The following is a 5,972-nucleotide window of genomic DNA, read 5'->3' as shown; positions in this document are numbered from 1 at the left end:
AGGAACGGCCGTGCCGTCGAGGAACGGTCATGCGGGGGGACGGCCGCGGAGGGAGCGAGCGGGGGCGACGCTCACGCGGAGCCGCTCGGCGCCGTCGTCCGCGCGGTGATATCCGTGATCTCAACGCTCGTGGCGCGCCTGAGGATGCACGCAACAGTCGAGACCTCGAACGTCTCGAGGACGAGGGTGCGCAGCTCGTCGGCGGCAGCCTCCCCGCAGATCTCGACCGTGATCTGGATCCCGGTCGAGGAGGTCATGGTGTCGTCGAAGCCGCCGTCGGCTCGAACGGACACCGGGCCGAGACGCAGACCCCGCTGGGCTGCGGCAGTGTGGAGGTCGTTGAAGAGGCAGGTGGCCGCGGCCAAGTGCAGCATGTGGCCTCCGGTCGGCAGGCCGATCGAGATGCGAGCCGCGCCCGTCTTGTGGTGCCGGATCAGGAGACTGGAGGTTTCCGCGAGCGAGCGCTCTCCGCCCGTTTCCGCCGTGGCGATGCTGGCCGCGAAGTCCATGGAACTATCATGATCCGCGCCCGGCACATTGCCCAGCCTCGCGCGGAACGACCCGGAACCGCCGCTATCCGAGGGGGTGGGACTCCGCACGCTCGTATTCGAGGGGCACGACGACGAGCGGTACCGGGAGCACCCGAAGGATCTTGTTGGCGGTCGAGCCCAGGAAGAGGCGCCGCTTCTGGGCGAGCCGGCTCGAGCCGATGATCACGAGCTCGCCCTCGAGCCAGTCGACGCTGTCGACGGCCTCCTCGAACGTCCGCCCGTGGGCCACCTCGACGCTCGCTTCATGCTCTTTGGGCAGGCGCCGAGCAGCCTCGGTAAGGACGGTGTTCGCGTGCCGATGCGCGGCGTTGACGCTCTCGCCGTGCTCGCCCCGCGCGTCGAGCTCCACGAGGGAGACGAACCGCAAAGGAACGTCGCGGCGCCCTGCGGCGACGAGCGCGACGTCGATCGCGGCGTCCGCGCCCTGCCTCTGGCCGATGAACGCCGTGAGCCGCTCGATGGGCTCCGTCCGCGTGTACCCGCGCGGCGCGAGGGCAACGGGTATGGGCGACGCGTGCAGGAGTGCGTTGGCGACCGTGCCCACCGTGTAGCGCTTGAACAGGCCGTTGCTCGCGGCGCCGACGACGATGAGTGCGGCCTCGAACTCCACGGCCGTCTCAATGAGGACGGCCGCCGCCGAACTGCCCTGGCGCACATGGAACTCGGCTTCGACGTCCTTCGGAACGACGGCGAGGGCCGTGCGCTGCGCACTGAGGACGTGCTGTTCCTCCGCGTTGACGCGCTTCCCCTCCGGGTTGGCCGCAACATACGGAGCGTCCTCGCCGAGGACGAGCATGATGTCGAGCTTCGCGCCCTGGGCGCGGGCAATCGCGACGGCGAGCGCGACCGCGTCCCGTCCGCGTTCGTCCGACTGGTAGCCGACCACATACCGCATGACGCCGACTCTACGTCACGAAAACGAGAGCGCGCACGGGCCGTCGCTGCGCGCGTGGTCCGCGCGCGCAGCGACGCCGTGTCTCAGGCGGGGTGATCAGGCAAGCGTCAGGAGTTCGCTCGGATGGCCGCCTCGAGTACGTCGAGACCGTCGGCGAGGAGCTCATCGCTGATGACGAGCGGCGGAAGCAGGCGGATCACGTTGCCGTAGGTCCCGCACGTGAGGATGATGACGCCCTCCTTGAGGCAGTGCTCGGCGATCCGCTTGGTCGCGTCCGCGTCGGGCTGCTTGGTCGTGGCCGCGCTGCCCTTCTTGACGAACTCGATCGCAAGCATGGCGCCGCGGCCCCGGAGCTCGCCGATGATGCTGTCCGCGCCGAGCTCATCGCGCAGTGCGCCGATGCGGCGCTTGACCGTGGCTTCGATCTCGCGCGCCCGGCCCCGAAGGTTCTGGGTGTCCATCGTCTCGATGGCGGCGAGGGCTGCCGCGCAGGCGACCGGGTTGCCGCCGTACGTTCCGCCGAGGCCGCCGCCGTGGACGGCGTCGAGCAGTTCCGCGCGGCCCGTGACCGCGGAGAGGGGCATCCCGCCGGCGATGCCCTTCGCCGTCGTGATGAGGTCCGGCACGACGCCCTCGTGCTGCACGGCGAACCACTCGCCGGTGCGGCAGAAGCCCGACTGGACCTCGTCCGCGATGAAGACGATGCCGTTCTCCTTGGCGAACTCGGCGATGCGGGGCAGGAAGCCGTCGGCCGGGACGATGAAGCCGCCCTCGCCTTGGATCGGCTCGATGATGATGGCCGCGACCTGCTCGGCGCCGATCTGCTTCTGGATCATGAGGATCGCCCGCTCGGCGGCCTCCTTGCCCGTGATCTGCGGGTTCTCCTCGCGGAACGGGTAGCTCATCGGGGCGCGGTAGATCTCGCCCGCGAACGGGCCGAAGCCGGACTTGTACGGCATCGCCTTCGCCGTGAGGCCCATCGTGAGGTTCGTGCGTCCGTGGTACGCGTGATCGAAGGCGACGACGGCGTTGCGGCCCGTCGCGACGCGCGCGATCTTGACGGCATTCTCGACGGCCTCGGCGCCCGAGTTGAACAGGACCGTGCGCTTCTCGTGCTCGCCCGGCGTGAGCTGGTTGAGCTTCTCGGCCACGGCGACGTAGCCCTCGTATGGGGAGACCATGAAGCACGTGTGCGTGAAATGCTCCACCTGCTCCTTGACGGCGCCGACGACGGCGGCGTCGGAGGCGCCGACGGTCGTCACCGCGATGCCCGAGCCGAGGTCGATGAACGAGTTGCCGTCGACGTCGTGGATCACGCCGCCGTCGGCGTCGGCGACGTAGACGGGGACGGAGGAGGCGACGCCCTTGGCGACGCTCGCGGCGCGCCGTGCGGCGAGCTCAAGGGACTTGGGGCCGGGGAAGTCCCCGAGGACCCTGCGCTTCTGCTCGAGGCGGTACGTGATGTCCATGGTGAGGTGATTCCTTTCTGAGAGCGTTACGCGTCGAGGTTGCTCATGACGTGCTTGACGCGGGTGTAGTCCTCGACGGAGTACATCGAGAGGTCCTTGCCGTAGCCGGACTGCTTGAAGCCTCCGTGCGGCATTTCCGCGGTGAGCAGGATGTGGGTGTTGATCCAGACCGCTCCGAAGTCCAGATCACGCGCCAGGCGCATGGCCCGACCGTGGTTCGAGGTCCACACGCTCGAGGCGAGCGCGTACTCGACGTCGTTCGCGAGCTCGACGGCCTCGGCCTCGGTGGTGAACGGCTGGACGGTGAGGACGGGTCCGAACGTCTCCTTCTGGACCACGTCGTCGTCCTGGTGCACGCCCGTGACGATGGTGGGCTCGAAGAAGAAGCCCTTCTCCCCCGCCCTGCGGCCCCCGGTCTCGACCCTCGCGTAGTCGGGCAGGGCCTCGACGACGCGCGTGACCGCGTCGAAGTGGTTGGCGTTGTTGAGCGGGCCGAAGTAGTTCTCTGCGTCGTCCTCGTGGCCGGTCTCGAGGGTCTTCGTGTGCTCGACCATGAGCCGCACGAACTCGTCGTGCGCCGCGTCTTCGACCAGCACCCGGGTGATCGCCGTGCAGTCCTGGCCCGCGTTGAAGAACGCGAACTCCGCGATCGCGGCGGCCGACTTCTTGAGGTCCGCGTCGGCGAAGACGATGGCGGGTGCTTTGCCGCCGAGCTCGAGGTGGGAGCGCTTGAGCCCCTTCGCTGCCCCGGTCGCGACGGCGACGCCGGCCCGGACGGAGCCCGTGATCGAGACGAGGCCGGGGAGCGGATGCTCGACCATGAGCGCTCCGGTGGACGCGTTGCCCAGCACGACGTTCACGACGCCGGCGGGGAAGATGCCCTGGACCAGTCGTGCGAGGACGAGGGTCGACTCGGGGGTCGTGTCGGAGGGCTTGAGGACGACCGTGTTCCCCGCGGCGAGGGCCGGTCCGAGCTTCCAGACCGCCATGAGGAACGGGTAGTTCCACGGCGCCACCTGGGCCACGACGCCGATCGGCTCGCGGCGCACGAACGACGTGTGCCCCTCGAAGTACTCGCCCGCAGACTTCCCTTCGAGCAACCGCGCCGCGCCGGCGAAGAAGCGCAGCTGGTCGGCCCCCGCCGCGACTTCCTCCGAGGCGATGAGCGACTTCACCTGTCCCGTGTTGCGGTGCTGCGCCTCGACGAGCTCGTCGCTCGCGGCCTCGACCGAGTCCGCAAGGCGGAGCAGGAGGCGCTGGCGCTCGCCCGGCGTCGTGCGCTTCCACGTCGCGAAGGCGCGCCCGGCGGCCGCCATCGCGGCGTCGACGTCCGCCCCGGTCGAGACGGGAGCGTGCGCGACGACGTCCCCGTTCGTCGGGTTGACGATCTCGAGCACCTCTGTGCCGGCCGGCGTGACGAACTCGCCGCCGATGAAGTTCTGCAAGGTCTGGACCACGGTGTCTTTCCTCGTTCGCTGGGTCTCTCGGGGCCGCACTGGCCTCTCCCCGAGACTAGGCGACCCGAGCTAGGGCGAGTATGGCCGATTGCACTGGAAAGCTTCCTAGTCATGGTGCAAGAGCCCAGCGTCGAACCCCTATAGTGGTCCCATGGCTCTCACCCTCTCCGCGCTGCTCGACGCCCCAGGGCTTGGGCTCACGCTCGCGGGTTCGGCGACCTCTACCCTCAACCGCGAGATTGCCTGGGTGGCCGTCACGGAGCAGGAGAACCCGTCGATGTTCCTGAGCGGCGGCGAACTCGTGCTCACTACGGGGGTGCGCCAGCGGTCGGCAGAGGAGCAGCGGCGCTTCGTCCGCGTCCTGCAGCGGGCGGGCGCCGTCGGCATCGGCTTCGGCGTGGGCCTCGGACACGACAACGTCCCGCCAGCCCTCGTCGCCGAAGCCAATCGGTGGGGCCTGCCCGTCCTCGAGGTTCCGTACCAGACGCCGTTCATCGCCATCAGCAAGCTCGTCGCGGACTCGCATTCCGCGGACCACTACGCGAAGCTCGAGAAGCTCATCGGGGACCACCAGGTCCTCGCGCGGTCGCTCCTCACGGGCGGCGGCCTCGCCGAACTCCTCAAGCACCTGAGCGGGATGCTCGGCACCGAGCTCGCCCTCACACAGTTCACTGCGGAGCTGTACTCGAGCAGCAAGGACGCCGGGGCGCCGACGATGGACCGCTGGGTCGCCTTCCCGGTGCCCACCGGGCGGCGCGACGCCTGCACGCTCTGGGCGAAGAAGCCGTTCGACGACACCGGCATCATCGGCTACGCCCAGAACCTCATCAGCGTCGAGCTCAACAACCTCACGAAGCAGCGCCAAGCCCAGCGAGCCCTCGCCGGGCAGGTGATGGCCGACGTCGTCCGCGGCTCCCTCGACACGGAGGAGGCCTCGCGCCGCCTCGCAGGGGTCGGCGTCAACTCGACGAAGCGGAACGTCGTGCTGCTCGCTGAGTCCGCGGCCCACCACAAGAACCTGCGCGGCACGACGCTGCCCGCGGCGCTCGACGGCGCGGTGAGCGCGATGGTGGACAGGGACCTCGTCGTCGTCGTCGAGGACGACGGCGCCCGCGCGCCTCAGCTCGCGCGGAGCCTCGCGGATCATCTCGTCGAAGCAGGGATCCACGCGACGATCGGCATCGGCGGCAGCTACACCAAACCGAACGGGCTGCGGTGGAGCTTCTTCGAGTCCAAGGAGGCCGCCGCGCGGGGCCTCGAGGTCAACGAGCCCGAGCGGCTGAGCCTCACGTCGCTCCTGCTCTCGAGCGAGGACGTCCCGCTCGCCGACATGGCGGGCGAAGCGATCGGTCCGCTCGTCCGCTTCGACAAGCAGCACGGCTCCGAGCTCGTGCACACCCTGGAGACGTACCTCAACCTCAACGGATCCGTGGCCTCGGTGGCCGACGACCTCAACCTGCACCGGAACACCGTCCGGTACCGGCTCGCCCAGATCGCCGAGCTCACGGGCTACGACCCGGCCGTCACCGCCGACCGCGTGCAGCTGTACCTCGCGCTCGCGGTGCGGCGGGTCGCCCGCACCTGACCGGCCCAACTAAGC

The 5,972-nt window shown here is 69.5% G+C and carries 5 protein-coding genes; 1 reads left to right on the top strand and 4 read right to left on the bottom strand.

Annotation, left to right across the window (positions count from 1 at the left end; all coding sequences use genetic code 11):
* Positions 1-71: 71 nt before the first annotated feature.
* The 4 genes from V7053_RS01080 to V7053_RS01065 all read right to left on the bottom strand — a co-directional run bounded on the left by V7053_RS01080 (position 72) and on the right by V7053_RS01065 (position 4,372).
* On the bottom strand, positions 72-509 hold the full coding sequence (locus tag V7053_RS01080; protein WP_334170411.1) for an OsmC family protein: 438 nt from the start codon (positions 507-509) through the stop codon (positions 72-74).
* Between the two features lie 64 nt (positions 510-573).
* Entirely contained in the window at positions 574-1,446 is an 873-nt protein-coding gene (locus tag V7053_RS01075) for a universal stress protein (RefSeq protein WP_334170410.1), read from the bottom strand.
* Positions 1,447-1,553: 107 nt separating this feature from the next.
* Positions 1,554-2,915, bottom strand: a complete 1,362-nt coding sequence (gene gabT / locus V7053_RS01070; RefSeq protein ID WP_334170409.1) for a 4-aminobutyrate--2-oxoglutarate transaminase — start codon at positions 2,913-2,915, stop codon at positions 1,554-1,556.
* Between the two features lie 26 nt (positions 2,916-2,941).
* Positions 2,942-4,372, bottom strand: a complete 1,431-nt coding sequence (locus V7053_RS01065; protein WP_334170408.1) for an aminobutyraldehyde dehydrogenase — start codon at positions 4,370-4,372, stop codon at positions 2,942-2,944.
* A gap of 151 nt (positions 4,373-4,523) precedes the next feature.
* Between V7053_RS01065 and V7053_RS01060 the strand changes: the two genes are divergently transcribed.
* Positions 4,524-5,957: a PucR family transcriptional regulator gene (locus V7053_RS01060; protein WP_334170407.1), complete on the top strand. Its 1,434-nt coding sequence runs from the start codon at positions 4,524-4,526 to the stop codon at positions 5,955-5,957.
* Positions 5,958-5,972: the final 15 nt, after the last annotated feature.

This window comes from Sinomonas sp. (assembly GCF_036848755.1).
In the GTDB taxonomy this organism is placed as follows: Bacteria; Actinomycetota; Actinomycetes; order Actinomycetales; family Micrococcaceae; genus Sinomonas.
This window is presented reverse-complemented; position numbering and strand designations above follow the sequence as displayed.